Origin of the sequence: Pseudomonas sp. yb_5 (assembly GCF_043103865.1) — a bacterium.
GTDB lineage: Bacteria > Pseudomonadota > Gammaproteobacteria > Pseudomonadales > Pseudomonadaceae > Aquipseudomonas > Aquipseudomonas putida_Y.
Genome location: NZ_JBICKE010000023.1, coordinates 41,849 through 67,057, shown reverse-complemented (window position 1 = coordinate 67,057; position 25,209 = coordinate 41,849). Strand labels below are relative to the sequence as shown.

Genomic DNA, 25,209 nt, shown 5'->3' with positions numbered 1-25,209 from the left:
CAATTTCCACCCGCCGTTCACCGTTGCGGCCGCCACCGTATTCGCGGGTAAACCCGCTCCTACCGGTGTTTGTGCTACTGGCTGGATATTGCGCCAGGCAGGTGATCGCAAGGCAACCAGCCTGGCTCAAGACATGCGCTGTAGATGCAGCGTATGCCTGTCAGGCGCGGTGCTCATGCATGCGCGCCAGTTGCCGTTCCAGCATTGACGGGTAGGGCTCCATCAGGCGCTCCACACAGCACGCGCCTTCGGGGCTGGCGATCGGGCGAATACGCGCACGCTGGCGAATCAGGGCATCATCGTTGATCTGCCGCTCTACCAGCAACAGGTTGCGGCTGTGCTGCGACAGCGCCAGGGCATCCTGTACCTTCTCGGCTATCAGCAGGTCAACCAGTTCCAGCCCATGCAGGTCGTTGCCCAAGACCAGGCCTAGCTGCAGTTGCAGGGTGATGCCGCTGTCGGCTACCTCGATCTGCAAGGCGTGGCCCAAGGCGCGCAACAGTTCGCCACAGCAAATGGCGTTGGTCAGGTAGTCCTCGCCACATTCGCGGCTGTGGAACAGCACCAGGGTGCTGCCGTCGTTCAGTGTGTGGGTTTCGCCGTCATAGAGCGAAGCCGCGTGCTCCAGGCAATCGCGGTAGCGCTCGGTCAGCTCGTCCAGGCGTGTACGTGGCAGGCGGCGCAGTTGCTCCTGCGAGCCCAGCTGCACGGCAAGTACGGCGCTGTACTGCGGCTCGTCGGACTCGACCTCTGCGTGCGCCTTGGGTGCAGTGTCGTCGTCCAGCAGGCCGGCGAAGGCTGCGTCGTCATCTTCGTCTTCCAGGGCGACCTTGGTGCGCGGTACGGCCTTGGGTGCCGGGGCAGCTGCGTGCAGGTCGTCGAATTGCTCGTCGTCTTCTTCCTCGGGCTCCGGCTCTGGTGGCGGAGGCGGGGCCAGGCGTGCATGCAGCTGTCGGGCGATGTCGCCGATCTCGTCCTGGCGGTCGGTGGCCGGGGTATAGGGCTGCGGGTCGCGCAGCCATACCCGCAGCTGCAGCAGTGGCAGGGTGATGAAGCGGCCTTGACGCAAGCTGAGGGCCAAGGCCAGGGCCAGCAGGATGGCGGCCAGAATGCCCATGCTCTGCAGGCTGATCAGCATCGGCTGCTGGAACTGGCTCATGTCCAGGCTGATGCGCAGTTGCCCGGCCATCACGTCCTGGAACGTGATCTTGGTCTGGTACAGGCCTTCGGCCTCGCCCAGCAGGCTGTTGCGCGGACGCTGGCCAGCTTCGGCGAGGATGCGGTTATCCACGCTGTAGATTGCCGCATGGGCCACCAGCGGGTTTTTCACCAGGTTGCCCAGTAGCACGTTGAGGCTGAGGATGTCGTTGGACACCAGCAGCTCGGTTGCCGATGTGGCAGTCTGGGTGGTCAGGCTCTGGCCCAGGGCATCGGCCTGCTCATGCATGGCCTGCTTGAACTGCAGGCCCATCACGCAGGCGTAGATCACCAGCGCCAGCGCCACCAGGAAAATGTTGGTGCAGGCGATGCGCAGTGCCAGCGGCACGCGACGTTGACTCAGGGCGCGATAGATCATCAGGAAGAAGTTGTCTGGTTTGACTGGCGTGGGCCGGTTCACAGAGCTCGGCTCTTAATGGCATGAAAGTGGGGGGAGTATAGCGAGCCGGGTTTTGTCGGCAAAGTATCGTTGGCGCCCGATGGTCATGGAAAATCGGTAGAATGCGCATTTTTCATCGAAGTCGGAGCCAGGTTGTGCGCGAAATCGTCCTGATCAACATCACCGGTGAGGACCGTCCCGGTCTCACTGCGGCTATCACCGGCGTCCTGCTGCAGGGCGGTGTGAGTGTCCTCGACATCGGCCTGGCGGTCATGCACGGCACCTTGTCGTTTGGCATCCTGGTCGACATCCCGGACAACGAAGTGGCTACCGCGCTGCTGCAAAGCGTGCAGGCAAAAGCCCACGAACTGAACCTGCAGGCCCGTTACACGCCGATTTCCGAGGCGGACTACCAGCACTGGGCCGATGGGCATGGCGAAGCGCGTCACATCGTTACCCTGCTCAGCCGCAAGATCACTCCCGAGCAGTTGCAGCGGGTGAGTGCGGTGATCAGCCAGTACGGCCTGACCATCGAGCGCATGGAGCGCCTGTCGGCCCGGGTGGCACTGGATACAGAAATCGACAAGGGCAAGGCAGCCGTCGAGATCTCCGTGCGTGGCGTGCCGAGCGATGCCCAGGCCCTGCGCGCCGACTTCTTTGCCCTGGCTGAAGAACTGAGTGTCGACATCGCCTTCCAGAAGGACGATCTGTTCCGCCGCAACCGCCGCCTGGCGGTGTTCGACATGGACTCCACGCTGATCGAGGCCGAAGTCATCGACGAATTGGCCAAGGCAGCGGGTGTGGGGGAGCAGGTGGCGGCGATCACCGAGCGCGCCATGCGCGGTGAACTGGACTTCCGCGCCAGCTTCAAAGAGCGCATGGCTCTGCTCAAGGGCCTGGATGTGGGTGTGCTGGACGAGATCGGGGCATCGCTGCGCCTGACCGAGGGTGCCGAGAACCTGTTTGCCGAGCTCAAGCGCCTGGGATACAAGACTGCGATTCTATCCGGTGGCTTTACCTACTTCGCTCGTCAGGTACAGGCGCGCCTGGGTATCGACTATGTGTTCGCCAACGAACTTGAAGTGGTCGATGGCAAGGTAACCGGCGTGGCTGTTGAGCCGATTGTCGATGCCCAGCGCAAGGCCGAACTGTTGAAGAAGCTGGCCAGTGAGGAAGGCTTGCAACTGGAGCAGACCATCGCTGTGGGCGATGGCGCCAATGATCTGCCGATGCTGTCGCTGGCCGGGTTGGGCGTGGCGTTCCGTGCCAAGCCGCTGGTGCGCCAGTCGGCCAAGCAAGCGATTTCCACCTTGGGGCTGGATGGGGTGCTGTATCTGCTGGGCCTGCGTGACCGCGACGCCCGCGGCTGATCCGTGAATCTGGGGCCGCATGCTGGCCCCAATGAAAAAGGCCCTGCATTTGCAGGGCCTTTCCATATGGATCGAATCAAGCCTGCACGGGTGCCGCCAACTGTTGCCCCATGCGCACTGCTGAGCCAGCACCCAGGCTCTCGGCCCATTTCACCTGCTCTGGCCCGAAGAGCACGATGGCAGTCGAACCCAGCTTGAAGCGGCCTAGTTCGGCACCTTTCTCCAGGTGGATCGGGGCGCGGCTGGCTTCGTCGTAACGGAAGGTCTTCAACTCACGCTTGGGCGGCGTGACCAGCCCAGCCCATACCGTTTCGATCGAGGCGACGATCATCGCACCGACCAGTACCACGGCCATTGGCCCGCGCTCTGTATCGAACAGACAGACCACGCGCTCGTTGCGGGCGAACAGTTCGGGGACATTCTCTGCGGTGGTCTGGTTGACCGAGAACAGACGGCCCGGCACGTAGACCATTTCGCGCAGGGTGCCGGCCAGCGGCATGTGCACGCGGTGGTAGTCCTTGGGCGACAGGTAGATGGTGGCAAACTCGCCGCCCATGAACGGCGCGGCCATGGCCGGGTCACCGCCCAGCAGCTCTTGCGCGCTGAAACCGTGGCCTTTGGCCTGGAAGATACGGCCGTGCTCGATCGGGCCGAGCTGGCTGACCGCACCATCGGCCGGGCACAGGATGGCGCCCGGGGTTTCGTCCAAAGGGCGGGCGCCTGGCTTCAGGGCGCGGGTGAAGAACGCATTGAAGTGCTCGTAAGCGCTCAGGTCTTCGACCAGAGCCTCGCTCATGTTGACCTGGTAGCGCTTGGCGAACCATGCGGTGAAGGCGTTCTTGAACCAGCGCACACGGCACTCGGCGATGCAGCCGGCCAGCCGCGACAGCAGGTGGTGCGGCAGCAGGTACTGGCTGATGATGAACAGACGGGATTTCATGCAGGTTCCTTAGACTTCTACAGGCGTGTCCGGATGGTTGCCCCATTCGCCCCACGAGCCGGCGTAGGCCTTGACGCGTGGGTAGCCGAGGGACTTGGCCACCAGGTAAGTGAAACCGGAGCGGCGGTGGGTCTGGCAGTGGGTGATCACTTCCTTGTCGGGGGTGATGCCCAGCTTCTCCAGGACTTCAGCGATGTCGTGGCGGATGCGCAGGTGGTCGTTGAAGTCCATGCCGGCGGTCCACTCGAAGTTGATCGCGCCGGGAATATGGCCGCCTTTGGCTGCCAGCACTTTTTCGCCGCTGAATTCCTGCGGGCCGCGCGCGTCCCAGATGACCAGATCATCGGCACCCAGGCGGCTTTGCAGGTACTCGCGGGTGGCAGTGGGTGCGCTGTCGATGTGCAGACGGACCGGGGCGTTGCCACTGGCCGGCACTTGGGTGGACAGCTTGTCTGCCGGCCAGGCCTGTATACCGCCATTGAGGTAGTGGTAGCGCTTGTGGCCGATGACATCGAGCAGCCAGATGAAGCGCCCGGCCCAGCCGCCACCTTCATCGTCGTACACCACATACACGGCGTCGGCGCGATGGCCGAGTTCGCTGAACAGCTTCTCGAGCTCGCCCAGGGCCGGCAGCAGGCCGGGCGCCGGGGGCTGGCCGAGCTGGGTGCGCTTGCCTTCGACAAAGCGCGCGCCGGGGATATGCCCGCTGACATAGCGGTTGGCGCTGCTCAGGTCGACCAGGATCAGTTGCGGCGAATCCAGGCGTGGCAGCAGGTCTGCAGCTTCGATCACCAGGGGCAGGCCGGAAAAGTCGGTCATCCACGGTCTCCAGTGTGGAAAGAGGGGCGATTGTAGCGCAAGGCTCAACCCTTGCGGTTGGTAAACACCGACAAGGCCCGCTCGATGCATTGCGCGGTCTTGCCGAAGGCTTGCACGCTGATATCGGCCATCGGCCGGCAGCCCTGGTCGGCGACCAGCAGCATCAGCACCTGGTCGTTCGCAGCCAGCGAGCGAAGTAGAACATGCTCGCTGCGAAACAAAGCGCGCAGCGGGGCAGGCATCAGCGCCGAGAACTGGCTGTGGTTTTCCGGTGTGATGCGCAGCTGCCCGGCCTGACTCAGCAGCTTTTGCAGCAGCTTGTTCTGTGATACCTGCAGGGCCAGGGCCCCAGCCTCCTTGGGCAGACCGGCAATTTGCTGCACGCGCAGGTAGTCGCTGGCCTTGTCCAGGCTAAGCAGCATGATGCGTTGCATGCCGCAGGCCAGCAGGGCTTCCTGGGCCTGGGTGGCCAGGTGCACGGCGTTGGTGAACGGGCTGGGTTGGGCCAGCAGGTGCTGGCACAGCGTGCGCCAGCGCGCCAGGTCGTCGCTGCTGGGTGGAGGCGGGGCCAGCATGTCCGGGTGAGGGCGGCGTTGGTGCCACGGCCAGATCAAAGCCTCGGCCGGGTGGAACAGGGCATGCCGGGCGTGGCGGCGGGCGCTGGCAGCCGCCTGCTGGTGCACTTGCTGCTGCACGTCTTCCAGCGTGGTTTGCAGGTACAGCGCGGTCAGCAGTTGCCAGCGCAGCAGGTGCGGGTTGTCCCAGCCGACCTGTGCCGCCAGGGCCAGGTTGTTGGCCAGCAGTACGGTATTGGCCGGCTGGTTGAACCAACGTCGCAAGCCGGGCTCGGCATCCAGGCGGTGCTGTTGGCTGAGCAGGTCTTCATCGCGGGCGATGCTCAGCACCTGGGCCAGTTGCTCGCGCTCTTCCAGCAGCAGGCGATAGCCCTGGGTGACCCACTGGGGCAGGCGCCAATACTCGGCCATGGTCTGGCACAGCGCCATGATGCGCACGCCGAACAGTTCTTCCTCGACGTGGGCGGCGTCTTCACCTTTGTGAATAACCCGCAGTTCCCAGGTGTCGAGCAGCTTGGGGTAAGCCAGTGCCAGTGGCCAGAGTGGCGACAGGAACAGCAGGCTGCCCCAGTGAATCTCTTGCCACAGCCGTGCCAGGCGGCTGGCGAACAGGCCGCTGGCCTGCTGTGCCGCATGCTGGCTGATCATCTGGAACTGGCACAGTACCGGCGGAATCTCCTCCACGGGCAGTGCCGGCAGGCGTTTGAGAAGCTGCTCGCTGCGCTCCAGGCCCAGGCGGTTGAGTGCGACTTCCAGGCTTTCGGCGGGCTCGGCGAGGCTGGCATTGGTGGGGTGATTGGCTTCGCGCATCACTGACAGCACCAGTGCCGGGCTATCCTGCATCAGTTCGGCGATATCGCGCAGCGAGCGGCGGTTATCGTGGATGGCGGCCATGACCCGGTCGTAGCTGTGCTTCGGCACGGGGATGCGAACACTCTCGAGCAGCTTTACCCAGGCCTCTAGCGTACGCGGGGCCTGAGTGGGCACCTTGGTTTCAATTGGCATTTTGACATCAGTCCGAACTGGCTTTTCGCATTGAGTGGCTATAGTCTGGCGCAGTTCTGCCGATAAGTAGAAGAAGAGTTTTAAAGCTCCCGTCTCTTCCCCTGACCACGACAGCAAGTGCTTTGAACCTATGGCTAAAATTATCGGCATCATCGTCGTATTCGCGAGCGTGCTCGGCGGCTACGTGCTCTCCCACGGCAAGATCGCAGCGCTGATCCAGCCGTTCGAAGTACTGATCATCGGCGGTGCGGCCTTCGGTGCATTCCTGCAGGCCAACCCTGGCCACATGACCATGCATGTCATCAAGAAGTCGATAAAGATGTTCGGCTCGCGCTTCAGCCATGCCTTCTACCTGGAGGTGCTGGGCCTTGTATACGAAATCCTCAACAAGAGCCGTCGCGAAGGCATGATGGCCATCGAGGCCGACATCGAGGACGCCGCTGCCAGCCCGATCTTCGCCAAGTACCCGACGGTACTGGCCGATGAGCGCATGACTGCGTTCGTCTGCGACTACCTGCGCATCATGTCCACCGGCAACATGGCCCCGCACGAGCTCGAGGGCCTGTTCGACATGGAACTGCTGAGCATGAAAGAAGAGCTGGAGCACCCGTCCCACGCGGTGACCGGCATCGCCGACGGTATGCCCGGCTTCGGTATCGTTGCGGCGGTACTGGGTATCGTGGTGACCATGGCCTCGCTGGGCGATGGCGACCAGGCGGCCATCGGCATGCACGTAGGTGCGGCGCTGGTGGGTACCTTCTTCGGTATTCTGGCGGCTTACGGTTTCTTCGGTCCTTTGGCCAAGTGCCTGGAGCACGATGCCAAGGAAGAACTGAACCTCTACGAATCGATCAAGGCTTCGCTGGTGGCCTCGGCGTCGGGCATGCCACCTTCGCTGGCGGTCGAGTTCGGGCGCAAGGTGCTGTACCCCAAGCACCGCCCAAGCTTCGCCGAACTGGAACAAGCGGTTCGCGGTCGCTGAGTCATGGAGAACAATCAGCCCATCATCGTCAAGCGCGTCAAGCGCTTTGGCGGCGGCCACCATGGTGGCGCCTGGAAAATCGCCTTTGCCGACTTCGCCACGGCGATGATGGCGTTCTTCCTGGTGCTGTGGCTGTTGTCCACGGCCACGCCTGAGCAGAAGATCGCCATTGCCGGCTACTTCCAGGACCCAATCGGTTTTTCCGAGAGTGGCACGCCTTATGTCATCGACCTGGGTGGTTCACCGGAAATGGCGCCGGACAAAACCATCAATCCGGAAGTGAAGACCGAGCCGACGCAGCAGTCCCCCACTCAGCTGAGCAAGGACCAGGTCGAGACCATGGCCGAGCAGGTCGAGCGCGAGCGTCTGGAGCTATTGCTGCAGGAACTGCAGAACAAGGTGGAAGAGAACCCGCAGCTGCAGAAGTTCAAGGACCAGATCCTGTTTGAGATTACCCAGGATGGCCTGCGTATCCAGATCATGGATGCCGAGAACCGGCCGATGTTCGACATCGGTAGCGCGCGCCTGCAGCCCTACTTCGAAGATATCCTGCTGGCCATGGCCGACACCATCAAGGCGGTGCCGAACAAGATCAGCATCAGCGGCCACACCGATGCCAAGCAGTATGCTGGCACGGGCGAGTACGGTAACTGGGAGCTGTCGGCCAACCGCGCCAACGCCGCGCGTCGTGCACTGGTGGCCGGTGGTTACCCGGACAGCCAGGTGGCGCGGGTGGTGGGTTACGCCTCGTCATCGCTGTTCGACCGCGAGGACCCGTTCAACCCGGTCAATCGCCGCATCGACATCATCGTGCTGACCAAGAAAGCCCAGCGCAACATCGAGGGTGAGCAGGGTGCGCCGCAAACACCGCCAACTGCTCCTGCAGCGCCAGCCAGTGGTGCTGCGCCAGGGGCTTCGGCGCCGGCTGCCCCAGGGGCAACTGAACAGACACCGATGCAACCGCGTGAGCTGCGCCAGAAGCTGAACATCTTTGAAGAGGGCACGCTGAAGATGGATGACGCCAAGGAGCAGTAAGCGGCCTTTTGGTGTGGGCAACTGTGCTACCCAGCACTTGAACGCTGGCGCGATCACTGCAGGAGCGGGTTTACCCGCGAAGCCTCCAGCGCGGTGAATGGCACCGGCGTTGCCGGTGTTCGCGGCTAAAGCCGCTCCTACATACGCATCGGTGATTGGGCGCAGGCCGTCGTAGGAGCGGGTTCACCCGCGAAAGGGCCGGACCTGCTGGCCAATTTCCACCCGCCGTTCACCGTTGCAGTCGCCACCTTATTCGCGGGTAAACCCGCTCCTACAAGGGATTGCGGCAACTTTCAATTCGAGCGTTTCAGTAGCTGTCTTCTGCCAGGCTGGCGATGATCGAGCGATAGCTGTTCATGCGTTGCGGCTTGATACGCCCCTCTTCCAGTGCCTTGAGCAGCGCGCAGCCCGGTTCGCGGTCATGCTTGCAGTCGCGGAAGCGGCAGGTGCCGAACAGGTCGCGGAACTCGATGAAGCCGTCTTCCACGTCGTCGCGGCTGACATGGCCAAGGCCGAACTCGCGAATGCCCGGCGAGTCGATCAGGTCGCCGCCGTTGGGGAAGTGGTACAGCCGGGCCGTGGTGGTGGTGTGGGTACCCTGGCCAGACCATTCCGACAGGTCGCCGACGCGGGTGCCGGCGTCCGGCAGCAGGCTGTTGACCAGCGACGACTTACCTACCCCTGACTGGCCGACGAACACACTGATGTGGCCGTCGAGTAGCTGCTGCAGGCGCTGCATGCCGTCGCCCTGGTGTGCCGATACTTCCAGCAGCGGGTAACCCAGTTCGCGGTAGACCTCCAGCAACGCATGCAGGCCGGGGCCGTTCTCGTCGTTGATCAGGTCGGCCTTGTTCAGCAGCAGCAGCGGCCGCAGGCCGGCGTGTTCGGCCGCTACCAGATAGCGGTCGATCAGGTTCGGGTGTGGTTCCGGCGCCGGGGCGAACACGATCACGATCAGGTCGACGTTGGCAGCTACGGGCTTGAGCTGGCCATGGTTGTTCGGCCGGCACAGCTCGGTGCTGCGCGGCATCTGCGCCACGATCACGCCAATGCCCTGATTGCCCGCACGCCATACCACGCGGTCGCCGGTGACCAGTGCTGGCAGGTTGGCACGCAAGTGACAGCGGAACACCTGGCCCGCGGTTTCGCCGTCCTGGGCTTCCACTTCTACCTGTACGCCGAAGTGTGCGATCACCAGGCCAAGCTGCTCCGGCCCCAGGTCACCACCCTCCAGTTCCTGCAGTGCATGCTGCTCGCGTTTGGCCGCGCGAGCGGCGCGCTCACCCTGGATTTTTTCGATCCGCCAGTTCTGGCGGCGATTGAGCTGGCGTTTGGCCATGAAGGTACCGTAAGAGAGGCCCGGCGTGGGCATTGAAAACGGCAGGCAGTTTAGCACGCCAGCCGCTGGACTATTCCGCCCAGCTTTATGCCGTGAATGGGCGTGCCTTGGCCACTAGGCTAATATGACCGCCTATATGAGGAGCCCCTGCATGCAAAACCCACAGAACCTGATCTGGATCGACCTGGAAATGACCGGCCTGGATCCGGACAGCGACGTTATCATCGAAATGGCCACCATCGTCACCGACAGCGAGCTGAACACCTTGGCCGAAGGGCCGGTAATCGCCATCCACCACAGTGACGAAGTGCTGGCGCGCATGGACGAGTGGAATACCCGCACCCATGGTGCTTCGGGGCTGACCCAGCGCGTGCGCGAGAGCAAGGTCAGCATGGCCGAAGCCGAGGCGCAGACCATCGCCTTCCTCGAGCAGTGGGTGCCTAAAGGCAAGTCGCCGATCTGCGGCAACAGCATCTGCCAGGATCGTCGTTTCCTCTACCGCCACATGCGCAACCTGGAAAACTACTTCCACTACCGCAACCTGGATGTCTCCACCCTCAAGGAATTGGCCGCGCGCTGGGCGCCGAACGTGCGTGACAGCTTCAAGAAGGGCAATACCCACCTGGCGCTGGACGATATCCGCGAATCGATCGCCGAACTGCGTCACTATCGCGAGCACTTCATCAAGCTGTGAGTCGAAACGGCGCAGATATTGTATCTGTGCCCCCTTTTGGTGCCCTGGGCAACTGGTTAGACTGCGCGCCTTTCCTGCACGGACCCGCACCATGTTGTTGATGCTCTACCTCATCGCCATTACCGCCGAAGCCATGACTGGCGCGCTGTCTGCCGGGCGTCGCGGCATGGACTGGTTTGGCGTGGTACTGATCGCCTGCGTCACTGCGCTTGGGGGCGGCTCGGTGCGTGATGTGCTGCTCGGGCACTACCCGCTGACCTGGGTGAAGCACCCGGAGTACCTGGTGCTGACCAGTTTTGCGGCGCTGCTGACCATTTTCATCGCGCCAATGATGCGCCGCCTTCGCTCGCTGTTCCTGGTGCTCGATGCCCTGGGGCTGGTGGCATTTACCCTGATTGGCTGCATGACGGCGCTGGAGATGGGGCAGGGCATGCTGGTGGCGTCGATCAGCGGGGTGATCACCGGGGTGTTTGGCGGGATCCTGCGGGATATCTTCTGCAACGATATCCCGCTGGTGTTCCGCCGAGAGCTGTATGCCAGCGTGTCATTTGCGGCGGCCTGGTTCTATCTGGGTTGCGTGTATTTCAAGGTGCCGGCGGAGCAGGCGATGTTGCTGACACTGTTTGGCGGTTTCCTGGTGCGCCTGTTGGCGATTCGCTTCCACTGGGAAATGCCCAAGTTCCACTACAACGACCAGCAATAGGCTGATGCAGCCCTGTAGGAGCGGGTTTACCCGCGAAAGGGCCGGGCCTGTCGGCCAATTTCTACCAGGCGTTCAATTTTGCCACTGCCACAGCATTCGCGGGTGAACCCGCTCCTACAAAGATTGTGTGGCTAGGAAATGTCGTGTCGGGCCAGCGCCCATTCCACATGCTCGCGCACCAGATCCGATTCATCGTCGCGCCGGGCCTTCAGCGCCTCGATCACCGGAATCGTCGACGGCGCATTGCCCAAACCTACCGCCAGGTTGCGCAAAAAACGCTCGTACCCGGCCCGCCGCAACGGCCCGCCTTCGGTCTTGCGCAGGAAGGTGCGTTCATCCCACAGGAACATCGCTGCCAGATCGGTATTTTCCAGCCCGTGCCGTGGCTGGAAATCCTGCTCCTGGCTGTGCTTGGCAAAGCGGTTCCACGGGCAGACGATCTGGCAGTCGTCGCAACCGAACACCCGGTTGCCCATCTTTGCGCGCAACTCGACAGGGATCGCGCCTCTCAGCTCGATGGTCAGGTACGAGATGCAGCGCCGGGCATCCAGCACATAAGGCCCGACGAACGCCTGTGTCGGGCAGATGTCCAGGCAGGCCTGGCAACGCCCGCAGTGTTCGCTGGTGGTGGCTTCGTCCACCGGCAGCGGCAGGTCGACGAACAGTTCGGCAAGGAAGAAATAGCTACCTGCCTTGCGGTTGAGCAACAGCGTGTTCTTGCCGATCCAGCCCAGCCCGGCCTGTTCGGCCAGGGCTTTTTCCAGTACCGGGGCGCTGTCTACAAAGGCGCGGTAGCCGAACGGGCCGATGGCTTCCTGGATGCGGTCGGCAAGAAACTGAACGCGCTTGCGCACCAGCTTGTGGTAGTCCCGGCCAAGCGCATAGCGCGACACGTAGGCCTTCTCCGGCTGGGCCAGGCGCTGTGCCATCTGCGTGTCGCCGGGCAGGTAGTCCATGCGTAGCGAGACCACGCGTACCGTGCCGGGGATCAGTTGGTCCGGGTGTGACCTTTTGCTGCCGTGGGCGCCCAGGTATTCCATTTCACCCTGATAGCCGGCGTCGAGCCAACGCTGCAGGTGGTGTTCGTGTTCGCCAAGGTCGACCCCGGCGATGCCGACATGGGCAAAACCGAGTTCCTGGCCCCACATCTTGATCGATTGGGCCAGTTGGGCGAGGTCAGGTGTGGAGGCAGGCATGGATGGGCAAGGCAATACGGGCTCAGGTGCGTATAATTCTGCCAGACATTGGAGCCTTTGACCCCATGCCGCAGACCAAACACCCCAGTAATGCCCCTCAATTGCTCAGCAGCGTGACGGTTGCCCGCCTGCCGGCACGGCATGCGCATGCCCACAAGGGCGACTTTGGCCATGTACTGGTGGTCGGTGGCGACCTTGGTACCGGAGGCGCTGTATTGCTCAGCGCTGAAGCCGCCCTGCGTTGCGGCGCCGGGCTGGTCAGCGTGGCAACCCGGCCCGAGCACGTGTCGGCCAGCCTGGCGCGCCTGCCCGAGGTCATGTGCCTGGGGGCCCGTTCGGCCAACCAGCTGATGGGCGTGCTGGAGCGCGCCTCGGTGTTGGTGGTCGGGCCCGGCCTGGGGCAGGCGGCGTGGGGCTGCAGCCTGTTGTCGGCGGTGGCCAACGCCGAGCGGCCGCAAGTGTGGGATGCCGATGCCTTGAATTTGCTGGCGCGCACCCCGCTGGCCCTGCCCAGTGGCAGCATCCTTACCCCGCACCCGGGGGAGGCGGCACGGCTGCTGGGCATTTCCACCGAGGCGGTGCAGGCAGACCGCCCTGGCGCCGCACGCAAGCTGGCGCGCCGTTATAACAGCGTCTGTGTACTCAAAGGTGCTGGCACATTGGTGGCAGCTCCGAGCGGGCAACTGGCGGTGTGCGAGCGCGGGCACCCGGCGATGGCCGGCGCCGGTCTGGGCGATGTGCTGACTGGCGTGTTGGCGGCACTGGTGGCCCAAGGCCTGGATGCCTGGGGTGCGGGCTGTCTGGGGGTATGGTTGCACGCCTGTGCCGGCGAGCGCCTTGGGATAAAAGGTAGAGGCCTGGCGGCCAGTGATCTGGCGCCGGTCATTCGTGAGTTGTTGGAGGAGCATTCTGCGTGTCTGGCTTAAATTTGTTTCTGGCCGATGAAGAGGCCACGGTCAAATTCGGTGCAGCACTGGCCGAAGTGACCGGTGGTCGCGGTGTTATTTTCCTTGAAGGCGACCTGGGTGCGGGTAAAACTACCCTGTCGCGTGGCCTGATCCGCGGTCTGGGCCATACTGGTGCTGTGAAAAGCCCGACGTTCACCGTGGTCGAACCCTATGAAATCGGCGAGGTCCGAGCCTTTCACTTCGACCTGTATCGCCTGGTCGACCCGGAGGAGCTTGAGTTCATGGGTATTCGTGACTATTTCGAAGGCGACCCGCTGTGCTTGTTCGAATGGCCACAAAAGGGTGCGGGCGTTTTGCCAAAGCCTGACCTGACCATTACCATAAGCCCCCAAGCGAGTGGACGCTCGCTGAACCTTTCGCCGCAGGGGGCTCGCGGCGAGGCCTGGTGCGTGGCACTGGCCGAACACTATAAACAGTAAGTGGGGTAGGTATGCGCATACGCGCACTGGTCGCCATCGTTGGGCTGCTGCTGACAACGGTGACCGTTGAGGCTCTGGCCGTCACTCAAGTCAAGAGCATGCGCCTGTGGCGCGCACCGGACAACACGCGGCTGGTTTTCGACCTGTCTGGCCCCGTGCAGCACAGTGTCTTCACCCTGAGCGCGCCCGATCGCCTGGTCATCGACATCAATGGCGCAACACTGGCCGCGCCACTGAATGTGGCCACCTCCAACACGCCGATAAGCAATGTGCGTTCGGCCCAGCGTACGCCAACCGACCTTCGGGTTGTGGTCGATCTGAAAAAGTCGGTAACCCCGAAAAGCTTCACCCTGGCGCCCAATGCACAGTACGGCAACCGCTTGGTGGTCGACCTTTATGACCAGGAAGCTGACGCTATCGCGGCCAGCGCGCCGCCGCCTGCACGGGCCCCGGTGCAAACGCCTGCGACCACGCCGGCGGTGCCAGTGACGCCGGCCCAGCCGGCGATCAAGCTGCCACCGGTACCCAGTGGCAAGCGTGACATCGTGGTTGCCATCGATGCCGGGCATGGCGGCGAAGACCCTGGCGCTTCCGGCTCGCGTGGCCAGCACGAAAAAGACATCGTGTTGCAGATCGCCAAAGAACTGCAGCGTCAGATCAACAGCGAAAAAGGTTTCCGCGCAGAGCTGACCCGCACCGGTGATTACTTCATCCCACTGCGCAAGCGTACCGAAATTGCCCGCAAGAAAGGCGCCGACCTGTTCATTTCGATTCACGCCGACGCGGCTCCGTCGCGTGCGGCCTTTGGCGCTTCGGTGTTCGCCCTGTCCGATCGTGGCGCCACCTCCGAGACTGCGCGCTGGCTGGCCGACACGGAAAACCGTTCCGACCTGATCGGTGGTGCGGGTAATGTCAGCCTCGACGACAAGGACCGCATGCTCGCTGGCGTGCTGCTTGATCTGTCGATGACAGCTACGCTCAGCTCCAGCCTCAACGTGGGGCAGAAGGTATTGGGCAACATGGGGCGCGTCACCTCGTTGCACAAGCAGCGCGTGGAGCAGGCCGGCTTCATGGTGCTGAAGTCACCGGATATTCCGTCGATTCTCGTTGAAACCGGGTTCATCTCGAACAACAACGAAGCAGCCAAGCTGGCCTCGCCCAGCCACCAGCAGGCACTGGCCCGCTCGATCCGCACCGGGGTGCGCCAGTACTTCCAGCAGAACCCGCCACCTGGCACCTATATCGCCTGGCTGCGTGACACCGGCAAGATTGCCGCCGGCCCGCGTGAACACACCGTGCGCCCTGGCGAAACCCTGGCGATGCTCGCCGTGCGTTACCAGGTCAGTGTGGCCAGCCTGCGCAGCACCAACAGGCTGAAGACCGATGAACTGAAGGTTGGCCAGCGCCTCGATGTGCCCGCCACAACCTTGGCCGCGCAATAATGAGTGGCGGTTCACGAATTCAGCTGCTCAGCCCGCGGCTGGCCAACCAGATTGCTGCCGGCGAGGTTGTAGAACGGCCGGCATCCGTAGCCAAGGAACTGCTGGAAAACAGCCTGGACTCCGGTGCCCGGCGCATCGATGTCGAAGTAGAGCAGGGCGGCGTCAAGCTGCTGAAGGTGCGGGACGACGGCAGCGGCATTTCTGCCGACGACCTGCCGCTGGCGCTCGCCCGACACGCCACCAGCAAGATCCGCGAGCTGGAAGACCTTGAAGGGGTATTGAGCCTGGGCTTCCGTGGCGAGGCTTTGGCCTCGATCAGTTCGGTGGCGCGCCTGACCCTGACCTCGCGTACTGCCAGTGCCAGCGAGGCATGGCAAGTTGAAACCGAAGGCCGAGACATGACGCCGCGGGTGCAGCCGGCGGCGCACCCGGTCGGTACCTCTGTGGAAGTGCGCGACCTGTTCTTCAATACCCCGGCCCGGCGCAAGTTCCTCAAGGCCGAGAAAACCGAATTCGATCACTTGCAGGAAGTGATCCGCCGGCTGGCACTGGCCCGTTTCGATGTCGGCTTCCACCTGCGCCACAACGGCAAGAGCATCCTCAGCCTGCATGAGGCCCACGACGAAGTCGCCCGTGCGCGGCGGGTAGGTGCCATCTGTGGCCCGGGGTTCATGGAGCAGGCGCTGCCGATCGACGTCGAGCGCAACGGCCTGCGCCTTTGGGGCTGGGTCGGTTTGCCCACGTTCTCGCGCAGCCAGGCAGACCTGCAGTACTTCTTCGTCAATGGCCGGGCAGTGCGCGACAAACTGGTCGCCCATGCCGTGCGTCAGGCCTACCGGGACGTGCTGTTCAACGGCCGCCACCCCACTTTCGTGCTGTTCCTGGAGCTGGAGCCCAACGGCGTCGATGTGAACGTGCACCCTACCAAGCATGAAGTGCGATTCCGTGAAGGGCGCTCGGTGCATGACTTCCTGTATGGCACCTTGCACCGTGCCTTGGCCGACGTACGCCCGGAAGATCAGCTGGCCGCACCTGCTGCCGTGCCTGAGCTGGTGCGCCCGACTGGTCAGCAGGCCGGTGAGTTCGGGCCCCAGGGTGAAATGCGCCTGGCCTCGCCGGTGCTTGAACAGCCTCGAGCCCCACAGCAGCCATTTTCCAATGGTGGCAGTGGCGCCGGTTACCAGTATCAGTACACCCCACGCCCCTCGCAGCCGCTGCCGGCCGCAGAGGCACAGGCGGTGTATCGTGAGTTCTACAAGCCGCTGGAAACCGGTGCAGCGCCTGCGACGGCCCTGCCCGAAAGCCAGGGCGACATTCCCCCGCTAGGCTACGCGCTGGCGCAGCTCAAGGGCATCTACATCCTGGCCGAGAACGCCGTTGGCCTGGTGCTGGTGGACATGCACGCCGCCCACGAGCGGATAATGTACGAGCGCCTCAAGGTGGCCATGGCCAGCGAGGGCCTGAGCGGCCAGCCGCTGCTGGTGCCGGAAACCCTGGCCCTGAGCCAGCGTGAGGCCGACTGTGCCGAAGAGCATGCACAGTGGTTCCAGCGGCTGGGCTTCGAATTGCAGCGCCTGGGCCCCGAAACTTTGGCGATTCGCCAGATCCCGGCCTTGCTCAAGCAGGCCGAAGCCAACCGCCTGGTGCAGGACGTGCTTGCCGACCTTATGGAATACGGCACCAGTGATCGCATTCAGGCGCACCTCAACGAACTGCTCGGCACCATGGCCTGTCACGGTGCCGTACGCGCCAACCGGCGCCTGGCAATTCCCGAGATGAACGCCCTGCTGCGCGACATGGAAAACACCGAGCGCAGCGGCCAGTGCAATCATGGCCGTCCTACCTGGACCCAGATGGGCCTGGACGATCTGGACAAACTTTTCCTGCGCGGTCGATGAAATGAGCGGCAAGCCCCCTGCAATATTCCTGATGGGTCCGACGGCGGCCGGCAAGACCGACCTTGCCATCGAACTGACCACAGTGCTGCCGTGTGAGCTGATTAGCGTCGATTCGGCACTTGTCTACCGTGGCATGGATATCGGTTCGGCCAAGCCGTCGAAAGAAATACTTGCCGCCCACCCGCACCGGCTGATCGACATTCGCGACCCGGCCGAGAGCTATTCGGCCGCGCAGTTCCGTACCGACGCCCTGGAGGCCATGGCCGAGATCACCGCGCGCGGCAAGATCCCGCTGCTGGTTGGCGGCACCATGCTCTATTACAAGGCGTTGATCGATGGCTTGGCCGACATGCCAGCGGCCGATGCGGCGGTGCGCGCCGAGCTGGAGGCACAGGCTGAAGCCCTGGGCCTGGCCGAGCTGCACCGCCAGTTGGCCGAAGTTGATCCGGAGTCCGCGGCGCGTATCCACCCCAATGACCCGCAGCGGTTGATCCGGGCGTTGGAGGTATACCGGGTGAGCGGCGAGAGCATGACAGTTCATCGTCGGCGTCAATTCGCGGAAAGTCGCGGCGCAGACGCAGGCGCTGGCGGACATTTGCCCTATACTGTCGCCAGTTTGGCGATTGCTCCTACAGATCGTCACATTTTGCATCAGCGAATTGCGTTACGATTTTCGCAGATGCTGGAACAGGGCTTCGTTGACGAGGTCCGATCGCTGCGAGCCAGAAGTGACTTGCACGCCGGGCTGCCGTCTATACGGGCAGTGGGTTATCGGCAAGTGTGGGATTACCTGGATGGCAAGCTGACTGAGAATGAGATGCGTGAACGCGGTATCATTGCTACCCGGCAGCTGGCCAAGCGGCAGTTCACCTGGTTGCGTGGCTGGCCTGAAGTGCACTGGCTTGACAGCCTGGCCTGCGACAATCTGTCCCGCACCTTGAAATACCTTGGGGCCATCTCCATATTGAGCTGAGTCCCTGCTGATTGCCGTCTATTCTTGCGAAGGGGCGGCCTAATTTATCGATTTTATTGATTTTCTATTATTTATCCTTACAGGAGTGCGGCATATGTCAAAAGGGCATTCGCTACAAGACCCTTACTTGAACACCTTGAGAAAAGAAAAGGTCCCGGTATCCATTTATCTGGTCAACGGTATCAAACTGCAGGGCTCGATCGAGTCGTTCGACCAGTTCGTGGTATTGCTGAAGAACACCGTCAGCCAGATGGTCTACAAGCACGCCATCTCGACCGTAGTTCCGGCCCGTCCGGTCCGCCTGCCAAGCCCGACCGACAGCGAGCACGGCGACAGCGAGCCAGGCAACGCCTGATAGGAGCCTGCATTGTTCTTTGAGCGCCACGGTGGTGGTGAGCGGGCGTTGCTCGTTCACTTGGAAGGTCAGAACCCTGAGGCGCGCGAAGACCCGCAGGAGTTTCAGGAGTTGGCATTGTCGGCCGGGGCCGACATCGTCTCGCTGGTCACGGTGACAAGGCATCAGCCTTCCGCCAAATACCTGATTGGCAGTGGCAAGGTCGAAGAGTTGCACGACCTGGTCCATGCCGAACAGGTAGATCTGGTGATTTTCAATCACACCCTTACGCCCAGTCAGGAGCGCAACCTTGAACGTGTGTTCGAGTGTCGTGTGCTCGACCGTACCGGGCTGATCCTCGATATCTTCGCCCAGCGGGCGCGTACCCATGAAGGCAAGCTGCAGGTCGAACTGGCCCAGCTGGAGCACATGAGCACGCGGCTGGTGCGCGGCTGGACTCACCTTGAGCGACAAAAAGGTGGTATTGGCCTGCGCGGCCCGGGTGAAACCCAGCTGGAAACCGACCGCCGCCTGTTGCGGGTGCGGATACGCCAGATCAAGTCACGCCTGGAGAAAGTGCGCAGTCAGCGCGAGCAGGCGCGTCGCGGGCGCAAGCGCGCGGATATTCCGTCGGTGTCGCTGGTGGGTTATACCAACGCCGGCAAGTCCACGCTGTTCAACGCCCTGACCGAGTCCGAGGTGTATGCCGCGGACCAGCTGTTCGCCACACTCGACCCGACCCTGCGCCGGCTCGAGCTCAACGACCTGGGGCCGATCGTGCTGGCCGATACCGTAGGCTTCATTCGCCACCTGCCGCACAAGCTGGTCGAGGCATTTCGGGCTACGCTCGAAGAGTCGAGCAACTCCGACCTGTTGCTGCATGTGATCGACGCCCATGAGCCTGAGCGCATGGAGCAGATCGAGCAGGTGCTGGCGGTGTTGGGCGAGATTGGTGCCGAGGGGTTGCCGATCCTTGAGGTGTACAACAAACTCGACTTGCTCGAAGATGTCGAGCCACAGATCCAGCGCAATGCCGATGGCAAGCCGGAACGGGTCTGGGTATCGGCACGCGATGGGCGTGGCCTGGAGCTGGTTGGCCAGGCGGTTGCCGAGTTGCTGGGGGATGATCTGTTTGTCGGTACCCTGTGTCTGGAGCAGCGTTTTGCCCGCTTGCGCGCGCAATTCTTTGCCTTGGGGGCCGTGCAGAGTGAAGAGCATGATGAAGAAGGGCGCAGCCTGCTGAGCGTGCGACTGCCCATGGTCGAACTGAATCGCCTGGTCAGCCGCGAAGGCATGGAGCCGCAAGTGTTTGTCGAGCAACACACTTTGCAATAAATGCTCGTCGAGGTCGCCGGGCAGCAGTGACAGGCATTCTGTAGCATTGGACGGCGCGCCGTGGGCGCGTCTTTGCTTTATCAGATGGAGAGCGCTATGGCTTGGAACGAGCCGGGTGGCAACTCGAACAATCAGGATCCCTGGGGCGGCCGCCGTGGTGGCGGTGGCGGCGGTGGTGACAAGAAAGGTCCACCGGATCTGGACGAGGCCTTCCGCAAACTGCAGGACAGCCTGAATGGCATGTTCGGCGGCAGCAAGAAACGTGGCGGCGGTGACCGCAATGTCGGCAAGGGCGGTGGCCTGGGCCTGCTGGGCATCGGCCTGGCGGTGCTGGCTGCAATCTGGCTGTACAACGCCGTGTATGTGGTCGACGAGCAGGAGCAGGCGGTTGTGCTGCGCTTCGGCAAGTACTATGAGACGGTCGGTCCCGGCCTGAACATCTACTTCCCGCCGATTGATCGCAAGTACATGGAAAACGTCACGCGTGAGCGTGCCTACACCAAGCAGGGCCAGATGCTGACCGAAGACGAGAACATCGTCGAGGTGCCGCTGACCGTCCAGTACAAGATCAGCAACCTGCAGGACTTCGTGCTCAACGTCGACCAGCCTGAGGTGAGCTTGCAGCACGCCACCGAGAGTGCTCTGCGCCACGTGGTCGGTTCCACTTCGATGGACCAGGTGTTGACCGAGGGTCGTGAGCAGATGGCCGTGGATATTCGCGAACGCCTGCAGCGCTTCCTCGACAACTACCGCACCGGTATCACCGTTACCCAGGTCAACGTACAGAGCGCGGCAGCCCCGCGTGAAGTGCAGGAAGCCTTCGACGACGTGATCCGAGCCCGCGAAGACGAGCAGCGTGCCCGCAACCAGGCCGAGTCCTATGCCAACGGCGTGGTGCCGGAAGCCCGTGGTCAGGCGCAGCGCATCATCGAGGACGCCAATGGTTACCGCGACGAAGTCATCGCCCGCGCCAAGGGTGAGGCAGACCGCTTTACCAAGCTGCTTGTCGAGTACCGCAAGGCACCTGACGTAACCCGTGAGCGTCTGTACCTGGAGACCATGCAAGAGGTCTACAGCAACTCGAGCAAGGTCATGGTGGCAACCAAGGACGGGCAGAACAACCTGCTCTACCTGCCGCTGGACAAGATGGTCGAAGGCAGCCGCAGGCCGTCCATGCCAACCACCAGCGTGTCGCCATCGGCCAACGATGCGGCCGCCCGTGCCGCGCAGGACATGCAACAGCAACAGCAGCAACTGCGTACTAGGGAGAGCCGCTGATGAGCAATAGATCGCTGATCGCCCTGATCGCCGCCGTGGTCCTGGCCATCGTGGCCTGGAACAGCTTCTACATCGTGTCCCAGACCGAGCGTGCGGTACTGCTGCGCTTCGGTAAGGTGGTCGAGGCGGATGTTCAGCCCGGCCTGCACGTGAAGATTCCGTACGTGAACCAGGTGCGCAGGTTCGACGCCCGACTGATGACCCTCGATGCTCCTACCCAGCGATTCCTGACCCTGGAAAAGAAAGCGGTGATGGTCGACGCCTACGCCAAGTGGCGCGTCAAGGACGCTGAACGCTTCTACACCGCCACGTCCGGCATGAAGCAGATCGCCGACGAGCGTCTGTCGCGCCGTCTGGAAAGTGGCCTGCGCGACCAGTTCGGTAAACGTACCCTGCACGAAGTGGTTTCCGGTGAACGTGACGCGCTGATGGCTGACATCACTGCATCGCTGAACCGCATGGCGAGCAAGGAGCTGGGCATCGAGGTGGTCGACGTGCGCGTCAAGGCCATCGACCTGCCGAAGGAAGTCAACCGCAGCGTGTTCGATCGCATGAGCACCGAGCGTGAGCGTGAAGCCCGCGAGCACCGTGCCAAGGGTAACGAGCTGGCCGAAGGTATCCGTGCCGATGCCGACCGTCAGCGCCGTGTGCTGCTGGCCGAGGCTTATCGCGAAGCAGAAGAAACCCGCGGTGATGGTGACGCCCAGGCGGCCGCTATCTATGCCAAGGCCTACAGCCAGGACGCTGATTTCTATGCGTTCCACCGTAGCCTGCAGGCATACCGCGAGAGCTTCTCGAGCAAGAGCGACGTGATGGTCCTGGATCCGAAGAACGAGTTCTTCCGTTACCTGGACAAGAGCAGGCCTTGATGCTCAGGCCCTGATTTTCATGCAGCGGCACCCCGCCTGGCAGCTAATGCACCAGGCGGGGTGCATCCTGAATGAAAAGGGGTGTATGATGAGGCAGCCGGGAAATTTCCCGGCTTTTTTGCGTCTGCAAGGTTGATTGGCACAGCGCCGGTCGACAGTTTGGTCAGCTCGCAAGGCAATTTGAGGGTGTCGGGTACGGTGGCTGCGCTGGGATCAGTGCTGCCCGCTGCTGTGCGCGATACCGGCTTTTCTGACGGCTTGCCTGCTGGCAAGCCGCCCGGACCAGAGGGGAAATGGCGTAATGGCAACGGTAGACCGCTGGCTGCTGCCAGATGGCATCGAGGAAGTACTGCCACCTGAGGCTGCGCGCATCGAGATCGCGCGTCGCCAGGTGTTGGACCTGTTCCAGAGTTGGGGCTACGAACTGGTCGTCACCCCGCATATCGAGTACCTGGAGTCGCTGCTTACCGGCGCCGGCCAGGACCTGGATCAGCGTACCTTCAAGGTAGTGGACCCGCAGTCCGGCCGCCTGATGGGCTTCCGCGCCGACTTCACCCCGCAGGTGGCGCGTATCGATGCGCACACACTGCGCCGTGAAGGCCCGAGCCGCCTGTGCTATGCCGGCAGCGTGCTGCACGCCCAGCCGCGTGCCCTGTCCACCTCGCGCAGCCCGATCCAGTTGGGTGCCGAGCTGTACGGCGATGCCAGCCCTACCAGTGACGTCGAGGTCATCAGCCTGATGCTCGCCACGCTGCAGCTGACCGATGTGCCGGATGTGCACATGGACCTGGGCCATGTCGGTATTTACCGCGGCCTGGCCCGTGCCGCCGGCCTGTCTGGCGCGGTCGAACAGCAGCTGTTCGACGCCATGCAGCGCAAGGCTGTCGATGAAGTGCAGGCGCTGACCGCCGACCTGCCGAAAGACCTGGGCAGCATGCTGCGCGCCCTGGTCGAACTGTGCGGTGGTCGTGAAGTACTGGCTGAAGCCCGCGTGCGCCTCGGTCGCGCCCCGGCCAGCGTACTGGCGGCGCTGGACGACCTGCTGGCGATCGCTGATCGCCTGGCGTCTCGCTACCCGGACCTGCCGCTGTACTTCGACCTCGGCGAGCTGCGTGGTTACCACTATCACACCGGCGTGGTGTTCGCCGTGTTCGTGCCGGGCGAAGGCCAATCGATCGCCCAAGGCGGGCGCTACGACGATATTGGCGCCGATTTTGGCCGGGCGCGCCCGGCCACTGGTTTCTCCACGGATTTGAAGACCCTGGTCACACTGGGGCGAGCGGAGGTCGTATTGCCAACTGGCGGCATCTGGATGCCGGACAGTGGCGACGCGGCCCTCTGGCAGCAAGTCTGCCAGTTGCGCAACGAGGGCCAGCGTGTGGTTCAGGCTCTGCCTGGCCAGCCGTTGAGTGCTGCTCTCGAGGCGGATTGTGATCGGCAATTGATTCAGCAAGACGGGCGCTGGCAGGTTCTGCCGCTGGCCCAGTGAGTTTCTGCGTCGGCAACAGGCCGGCAACCAAGTTTGCGTGAATGAGGACCAATGTAATGGGTAAGAATGTCGTCGTCCTGGGCACCCAGTGGGGTGATGAGGGCAAAGGCAAGATCGTCGATCTGCTGACCGAACATGCTGCCGCCGTAGTGCGCTACCAAGGTGGCCACAATGCGGGTCACACCCTGGTGATCAACGGTGAAAAAACCGTTCTGCACCTGATTCCGTCCGGCATCCTGCGTGAAGGCGTACAGTGCCTGATCGGTAACGGCGTGGTCGTTGCCCCGGATGCACTGATGCGTGAAATCACCAAGCTGGAAGAGAAAGGCGTACCGGTGCGCGAGCGTCTGCGTATTTCCCCGGCTGCGCCGCTGATCCTGTCGTACCATGTGGCCCTGGACCAGGCCCGCGAAAAAGCCCGTGGCGAAGCCAAGATCGGCACCACCGGCCGTGGTATCGGCCCAGCCTACGAAGACAAGGTGGCACGTCGCGGCCTGCGCGTGGGTGATTTGTTCCATCGCGAGCGTTTTGCTGCCAAGCTGGGTGAGCTGCTGGATTACCACAACTTCCAGCTGGTGAACTACTACAAAGAGCCAGCCATCGACTTCCAGCAGACGCTGGACGAGTGCATGGCTTACGCCGAACAGCTCAAGCCGATGATGCTCGACGTCACCGCCGAGCTGCACAACCTGCGTCGCGCCGGCAAGGACATCATGTTCGAAGGTGCCCAGGGCTCGCTGCTGGACATCGACCACGGCACCTACCCGTACGTCACCAGCTCCAACACCACTGCTGGCGGTATTTCCACCGGTTCCGGCGTTGGCCCGATGTACCTGGACTACATCCTGGGTATCACCAAGGCCTACACCACTCGCGTGGGTTCCGGTCCGTTCCCGACCGAACTGTTCGACGAGACCGGCGCTACCCTGGCCAAGCGTGGTCACGAGTTCGGTTCCACCACCGGCCGTGCCCGTCGTTGCGGCTGGTTCGACGCCGTCATCCTGCGTCGCGCCATCGACGTCAACAGCATCTCGGGCATCTGCCTGACCAAGCTGGACGTACTGGACGGCCTGGAAACCATCAACATCTGCGTTGGCTACAAGAACGAGAACGGTGCCGTCATCGACGCGCCTTCCGATGCCGACAGCTACATCGGCCTGGAGCCGGTGTACGAAGAGATGCCAGGCTGGAGCGAGTCGACTCTGGGTGTGAAAACCCTGGAAGAGCTGCCGCAAGCTGCGCGTGACTACATCAAGCGCATCGAAGAGCTGGTTGGCGCGCCGATCGACATCATTTCGACCGGCCCGGACCGCAACGAGACCATCGTGCTGCGTCATCCGTTCGCCTGATCTGCCCGCCAGGCTGATCTGACGCCGTGGCCCTGAAAAGGGCTGCGGCGTTTTCATTTGTGGGCATGTCTGTGCTGGCCAATATCCACCGGCAATCCACCGTTGCCGCCGCTACCGTATTCGCGGGTAAACCCGCTCCTACGTGGGCACACAATGGTGGTGGGGCCAAGGCCGTTGTAGGAGCGGGTTTACCCGCGAATGGGCCTACACACGAAACCCCATTGCTAGACCTTGGCGCATTTCCCTGCTGCCTACGGCACAACCCTTGCTGTAAGAAGTTTCTGTAGATGCCATCAATATAGTGGCGCCAGAAAACACGAGGGTTACACCGTGTCTGCCATCCTCTCACTGTTACGAAGCCGCCTCTTGCGGCCTGTGTTTGTTGCCCTTGGTATCGCTCTTTTGGTGCAAGTGCTGGTTGCCGTTGCGCTCACCCGAAGCACAGTCACCGCCCTGGAGGCTGATCTTGGCGAGCGACTGGGTAATGACAGTCGCCAACTGGCAAGCGAACTGGAGCAAGCCGGACAAGATGTACGCTCTGGGCTCGACGGCCTGTCCAGCAGTACCCGCCAGCGCCTGAGTGCAGGGTTGTCGGAGCGC

22 protein-coding genes and 1 pseudogene are annotated in these 25,209 nt (G+C 62.8%); 17 read left to right on the top strand and 6 right to left on the bottom strand.

Features of this window, described 5'->3' with window-relative positions:
- A pseudogene (locus tag ACF8GF_RS03550) lies at positions 1–208 on the top strand (hypothetical protein); the annotation flags it as partial.
- Here ACF8GF_RS03550 and ACF8GF_RS03545 read toward each other — a convergent pair.
- The gene (locus ACF8GF_RS03545; RefSeq protein ID WP_339534809.1) at positions 161–1,618 is read right to left on the bottom strand and encodes an AhpA/YtjB family protein; all 1,458 of its coding nucleotides are present in this window, start codon (positions 1,616–1,618) and stop codon (positions 161–163) included. The pseudogene ACF8GF_RS03550 and the gene ACF8GF_RS03545 sit on opposite strands and share 48 nt — an antisense overlap.
- A 134-nt stretch (positions 1,619–1,752) precedes the next feature.
- On the opposite strand from ACF8GF_RS03545, the gene serB reads away from it, so the two are divergent.
- Complete coding sequence (gene serB, locus ACF8GF_RS03540) at positions 1,753–2,967, top strand: phosphoserine phosphatase SerB (protein ID WP_176683133.1); 1,215 nt, start codon at positions 1,753–1,755, stop codon at positions 2,965–2,967.
- Between the two features lie 76 nt (positions 2,968–3,043).
- On the opposite strand, the gene asd is transcribed toward serB, so the two are convergent.
- The 3 genes from asd to ACF8GF_RS03525 are packed head-to-tail and all read right to left on the bottom strand — an operon-like array spanning position 3,044 to position 6,306.
- Positions 3,044–3,907, bottom strand: coding sequence for an archaetidylserine decarboxylase (asd, locus tag ACF8GF_RS03535; RefSeq protein ID WP_025340835.1), 864 nt, complete (start codon positions 3,905–3,907; stop codon positions 3,044–3,046).
- A 9-nt stretch (positions 3,908–3,916) separates the two neighbouring features.
- Positions 3,917–4,726, bottom strand: a complete 810-nt coding sequence (locus ACF8GF_RS03530) for a rhodanese-like domain-containing protein (RefSeq protein ID WP_176683135.1) — start codon at positions 4,724–4,726, stop codon at positions 3,917–3,919.
- Between the two features lie 44 nt (positions 4,727–4,770).
- Positions 4,771–6,306 carry an HDOD domain-containing protein gene (locus tag ACF8GF_RS03525; protein ID WP_176683136.1) on the bottom strand — a complete coding sequence of 512 codons (1,536 nt, stop codon included), beginning with the start codon at positions 6,304–6,306 and terminating at the stop codon, positions 4,771–4,773.
- A 130-nt stretch (positions 6,307–6,436) separates the two neighbouring features.
- Between ACF8GF_RS03525 and motA the strand changes: the two genes are divergently transcribed.
- On the top strand, positions 6,437–7,288 hold the full coding sequence (motA, locus tag ACF8GF_RS03520; protein ID WP_176683137.1) for a flagellar motor stator protein MotA: 852 nt from the start codon (positions 6,437–6,439) through the stop codon (positions 7,286–7,288).
- Between the two features lie 3 nt (positions 7,289–7,291).
- Positions 7,292–8,323, top strand: a complete 1,032-nt coding sequence (gene motB / locus ACF8GF_RS03515) for a flagellar motor protein MotB (RefSeq protein ID WP_392460331.1) — start codon at positions 7,292–7,294, stop codon at positions 8,321–8,323.
- Positions 8,324–8,630: 307 nt separating this feature from the next.
- On the opposite strand, the gene rsgA is transcribed toward motB, so the two are convergent.
- Entirely contained in the window at positions 8,631–9,662 is a 1,032-nt protein-coding gene (rsgA, locus tag ACF8GF_RS03510; RefSeq protein WP_176683139.1) for a small ribosomal subunit biogenesis GTPase RsgA, read from the bottom strand.
- 151 nt (positions 9,663–9,813) lie between these two features.
- On the opposite strand from rsgA, the gene orn reads away from it, so the two are divergent.
- Both orn and ACF8GF_RS03500 read left to right on the top strand, forming a co-directional pair.
- Positions 9,814–10,356 carry an oligoribonuclease gene (gene orn / locus ACF8GF_RS03505; RefSeq protein ID WP_176683140.1) on the top strand — a complete coding sequence of 181 codons (543 nt, stop codon included), beginning with the start codon at positions 9,814–9,816 and terminating at the stop codon, positions 10,354–10,356.
- 91 nt (positions 10,357–10,447) lie between these two features.
- Complete coding sequence (locus ACF8GF_RS03500; RefSeq protein ID WP_003249516.1) at positions 10,448–11,059, top strand: trimeric intracellular cation channel family protein; 612 nt, start codon at positions 10,448–10,450, stop codon at positions 11,057–11,059.
- A 131-nt stretch (positions 11,060–11,190) separates the two neighbouring features.
- Here ACF8GF_RS03500 and queG read toward each other — a convergent pair whose 3' ends face one another.
- Positions 11,191–12,255, bottom strand: a complete 1,065-nt coding sequence (queG, locus tag ACF8GF_RS03495; RefSeq protein WP_209963120.1) for a tRNA epoxyqueuosine(34) reductase QueG — start codon at positions 12,253–12,255, stop codon at positions 11,191–11,193.
- A gap of 65 nt (positions 12,256–12,320) precedes the next feature.
- Here queG and ACF8GF_RS03490 point away from each other — a divergent pair, with 65 nt between their 5' ends.
- The 11 genes from ACF8GF_RS03490 (at position 12,321) to ACF8GF_RS03440 (ending at position 24,609) form a co-directional block, all read left to right on the top strand.
- On the top strand, positions 12,321–13,181 hold the full coding sequence (locus ACF8GF_RS03490) for an NAD(P)H-hydrate dehydratase (protein WP_392488485.1): 861 nt from the start codon (positions 12,321–12,323) through the stop codon (positions 13,179–13,181).
- The gene (tsaE, locus tag ACF8GF_RS03485) at positions 13,169–13,642 is read left to right on the top strand and encodes a tRNA (adenosine(37)-N6)-threonylcarbamoyltransferase complex ATPase subunit type 1 TsaE (RefSeq protein WP_003249523.1); all 474 of its coding nucleotides are present in this window, start codon (positions 13,169–13,171) and stop codon (positions 13,640–13,642) included. The genes ACF8GF_RS03490 and tsaE overlap by 13 nt, the downstream gene beginning before the upstream one ends.
- A gap of 11 nt (positions 13,643–13,653) precedes the next feature.
- On the top strand, positions 13,654–15,084 hold the full coding sequence (locus ACF8GF_RS03480) for an N-acetylmuramoyl-L-alanine amidase (protein ID WP_176683143.1): 1,431 nt from the start codon (positions 13,654–13,656) through the stop codon (positions 15,082–15,084).
- A complete protein-coding gene (gene mutL / locus ACF8GF_RS03475; RefSeq protein WP_392488484.1) occupies positions 15,084–16,982 on the top strand; it encodes a DNA mismatch repair endonuclease MutL in 1,899 nt (632 codons plus the stop codon). The genes ACF8GF_RS03480 and mutL overlap by 1 nt, the downstream gene beginning before the upstream one ends.
- Before the next feature lies 1 nt (position 16,983).
- Entirely contained in the window at positions 16,984–17,955 is a 972-nt protein-coding gene (miaA, locus tag ACF8GF_RS03470) for a tRNA (adenosine(37)-N6)-dimethylallyltransferase MiaA (RefSeq protein ID WP_176683144.1), read from the top strand.
- A 94-nt stretch (positions 17,956–18,049) separates the two neighbouring features.
- Positions 18,050–18,310 carry an RNA chaperone Hfq gene (gene hfq, locus ACF8GF_RS03465; protein WP_003249532.1) on the top strand — a complete coding sequence of 87 codons (261 nt, stop codon included), beginning with the start codon at positions 18,050–18,052 and terminating at the stop codon, positions 18,308–18,310.
- 12 nt (positions 18,311–18,322) lie between these two features.
- Entirely contained in the window at positions 18,323–19,624 is a 1,302-nt protein-coding gene (gene hflX, locus ACF8GF_RS03460; protein WP_012274456.1) for a ribosome rescue GTPase HflX, read from the top strand.
- A 96-nt stretch (positions 19,625–19,720) separates the two neighbouring features.
- On the top strand, positions 19,721–20,902 hold the full coding sequence (gene hflK, locus ACF8GF_RS03455; protein ID WP_176683145.1) for an FtsH protease activity modulator HflK: 1,182 nt from the start codon (positions 19,721–19,723) through the stop codon (positions 20,900–20,902).
- Positions 20,902–21,771: a protease modulator HflC gene (gene hflC / locus ACF8GF_RS03450; protein ID WP_014592592.1), complete on the top strand. Its 870-nt coding sequence runs from the start codon at positions 20,902–20,904 to the stop codon at positions 21,769–21,771. The genes hflK and hflC overlap by 1 nt, the downstream gene beginning before the upstream one ends.
- 301 nt (positions 21,772–22,072) lie before the next feature.
- Positions 22,073–23,260 carry an ATP phosphoribosyltransferase regulatory subunit gene (locus ACF8GF_RS03445; protein WP_176683146.1) on the top strand — a complete coding sequence of 396 codons (1,188 nt, stop codon included), beginning with the start codon at positions 22,073–22,075 and terminating at the stop codon, positions 23,258–23,260.
- A 56-nt stretch (positions 23,261–23,316) separates the two neighbouring features.
- Positions 23,317–24,609 (top strand): adenylosuccinate synthase, encoded by a 1,293-nt coding sequence (locus ACF8GF_RS03440; RefSeq protein ID WP_003249542.1) that lies wholly within the window; start codon positions 23,317–23,319, stop codon positions 24,607–24,609.
- The last annotated feature ends 600 nt before the right edge of the window (positions 24,610–25,209 follow it).

Bases quoted from the DNA above. Each gene is read 5' to 3' on its own strand.
- asd (WP_025340835.1), bottom strand. From the start codon at position 3,907: ATGAAATCCCGTCTGTTCATCATCAGCCAGTACCTGCTGCCGCACCAC.
- ACF8GF_RS03530 (WP_176683135.1), bottom strand. From the start codon at position 4,726: ATGACCGACTTTTCCGGCCTGCCCCTGGTGATCGAAGCTGCAGACCTG.
- ACF8GF_RS03525 (WP_176683136.1), bottom strand. From the start codon at position 6,306: ATGCCAATTGAAACCAAGGTGCCCACTCAGGCCCCGCGTACGCTAGAG.
- motA (WP_176683137.1), top strand. From the start codon at position 6,437: ATGGCTAAAATTATCGGCATCATCGTCGTATTCGCGAGCGTGCTCGGC.
- motB (WP_392460331.1), top strand. From the start codon at position 7,292: ATGGAGAACAATCAGCCCATCATCGTCAAGCGCGTCAAGCGCTTTGGC.
- rsgA (WP_176683139.1), bottom strand. From the start codon at position 9,662: ATGGCCAAACGCCAGCTCAATCGCCGCCAGAACTGGCGGATCGAAAAA.
- orn (WP_176683140.1), top strand. From the start codon at position 9,814: ATGCAAAACCCACAGAACCTGATCTGGATCGACCTGGAAATGACCGGC.
- ACF8GF_RS03500 (WP_003249516.1), top strand. From the start codon at position 10,448: ATGTTGTTGATGCTCTACCTCATCGCCATTACCGCCGAAGCCATGACT.
- queG (WP_209963120.1), bottom strand. From the start codon at position 12,255: ATGCCTGCCTCCACACCTGACCTCGCCCAACTGGCCCAATCGATCAAG.
- ACF8GF_RS03490 (WP_392488485.1), top strand. From the start codon at position 12,321: ATGCCGCAGACCAAACACCCCAGTAATGCCCCTCAATTGCTCAGCAGC.
- ACF8GF_RS03480 (WP_176683143.1), top strand. From the start codon at position 13,654: ATGCGCATACGCGCACTGGTCGCCATCGTTGGGCTGCTGCTGACAACG.
- mutL (WP_392488484.1), top strand. From the start codon at position 15,084: ATGAGTGGCGGTTCACGAATTCAGCTGCTCAGCCCGCGGCTGGCCAAC.
- miaA (WP_176683144.1), top strand. From the start codon at position 16,984: ATGAGCGGCAAGCCCCCTGCAATATTCCTGATGGGTCCGACGGCGGCC.
- hfq (WP_003249532.1), top strand. From the start codon at position 18,050: ATGTCAAAAGGGCATTCGCTACAAGACCCTTACTTGAACACCTTGAGA.
- hflK (WP_176683145.1), top strand. From the start codon at position 19,721: ATGGCTTGGAACGAGCCGGGTGGCAACTCGAACAATCAGGATCCCTGG.
- hflC (WP_014592592.1), top strand. From the start codon at position 20,902: ATGAGCAATAGATCGCTGATCGCCCTGATCGCCGCCGTGGTCCTGGCC.
- ACF8GF_RS03445 (WP_176683146.1), top strand. From the start codon at position 22,073: ATGGCAACGGTAGACCGCTGGCTGCTGCCAGATGGCATCGAGGAAGTA.
- ACF8GF_RS03440 (WP_003249542.1), top strand. From the start codon at position 23,317: ATGGGTAAGAATGTCGTCGTCCTGGGCACCCAGTGGGGTGATGAGGGC.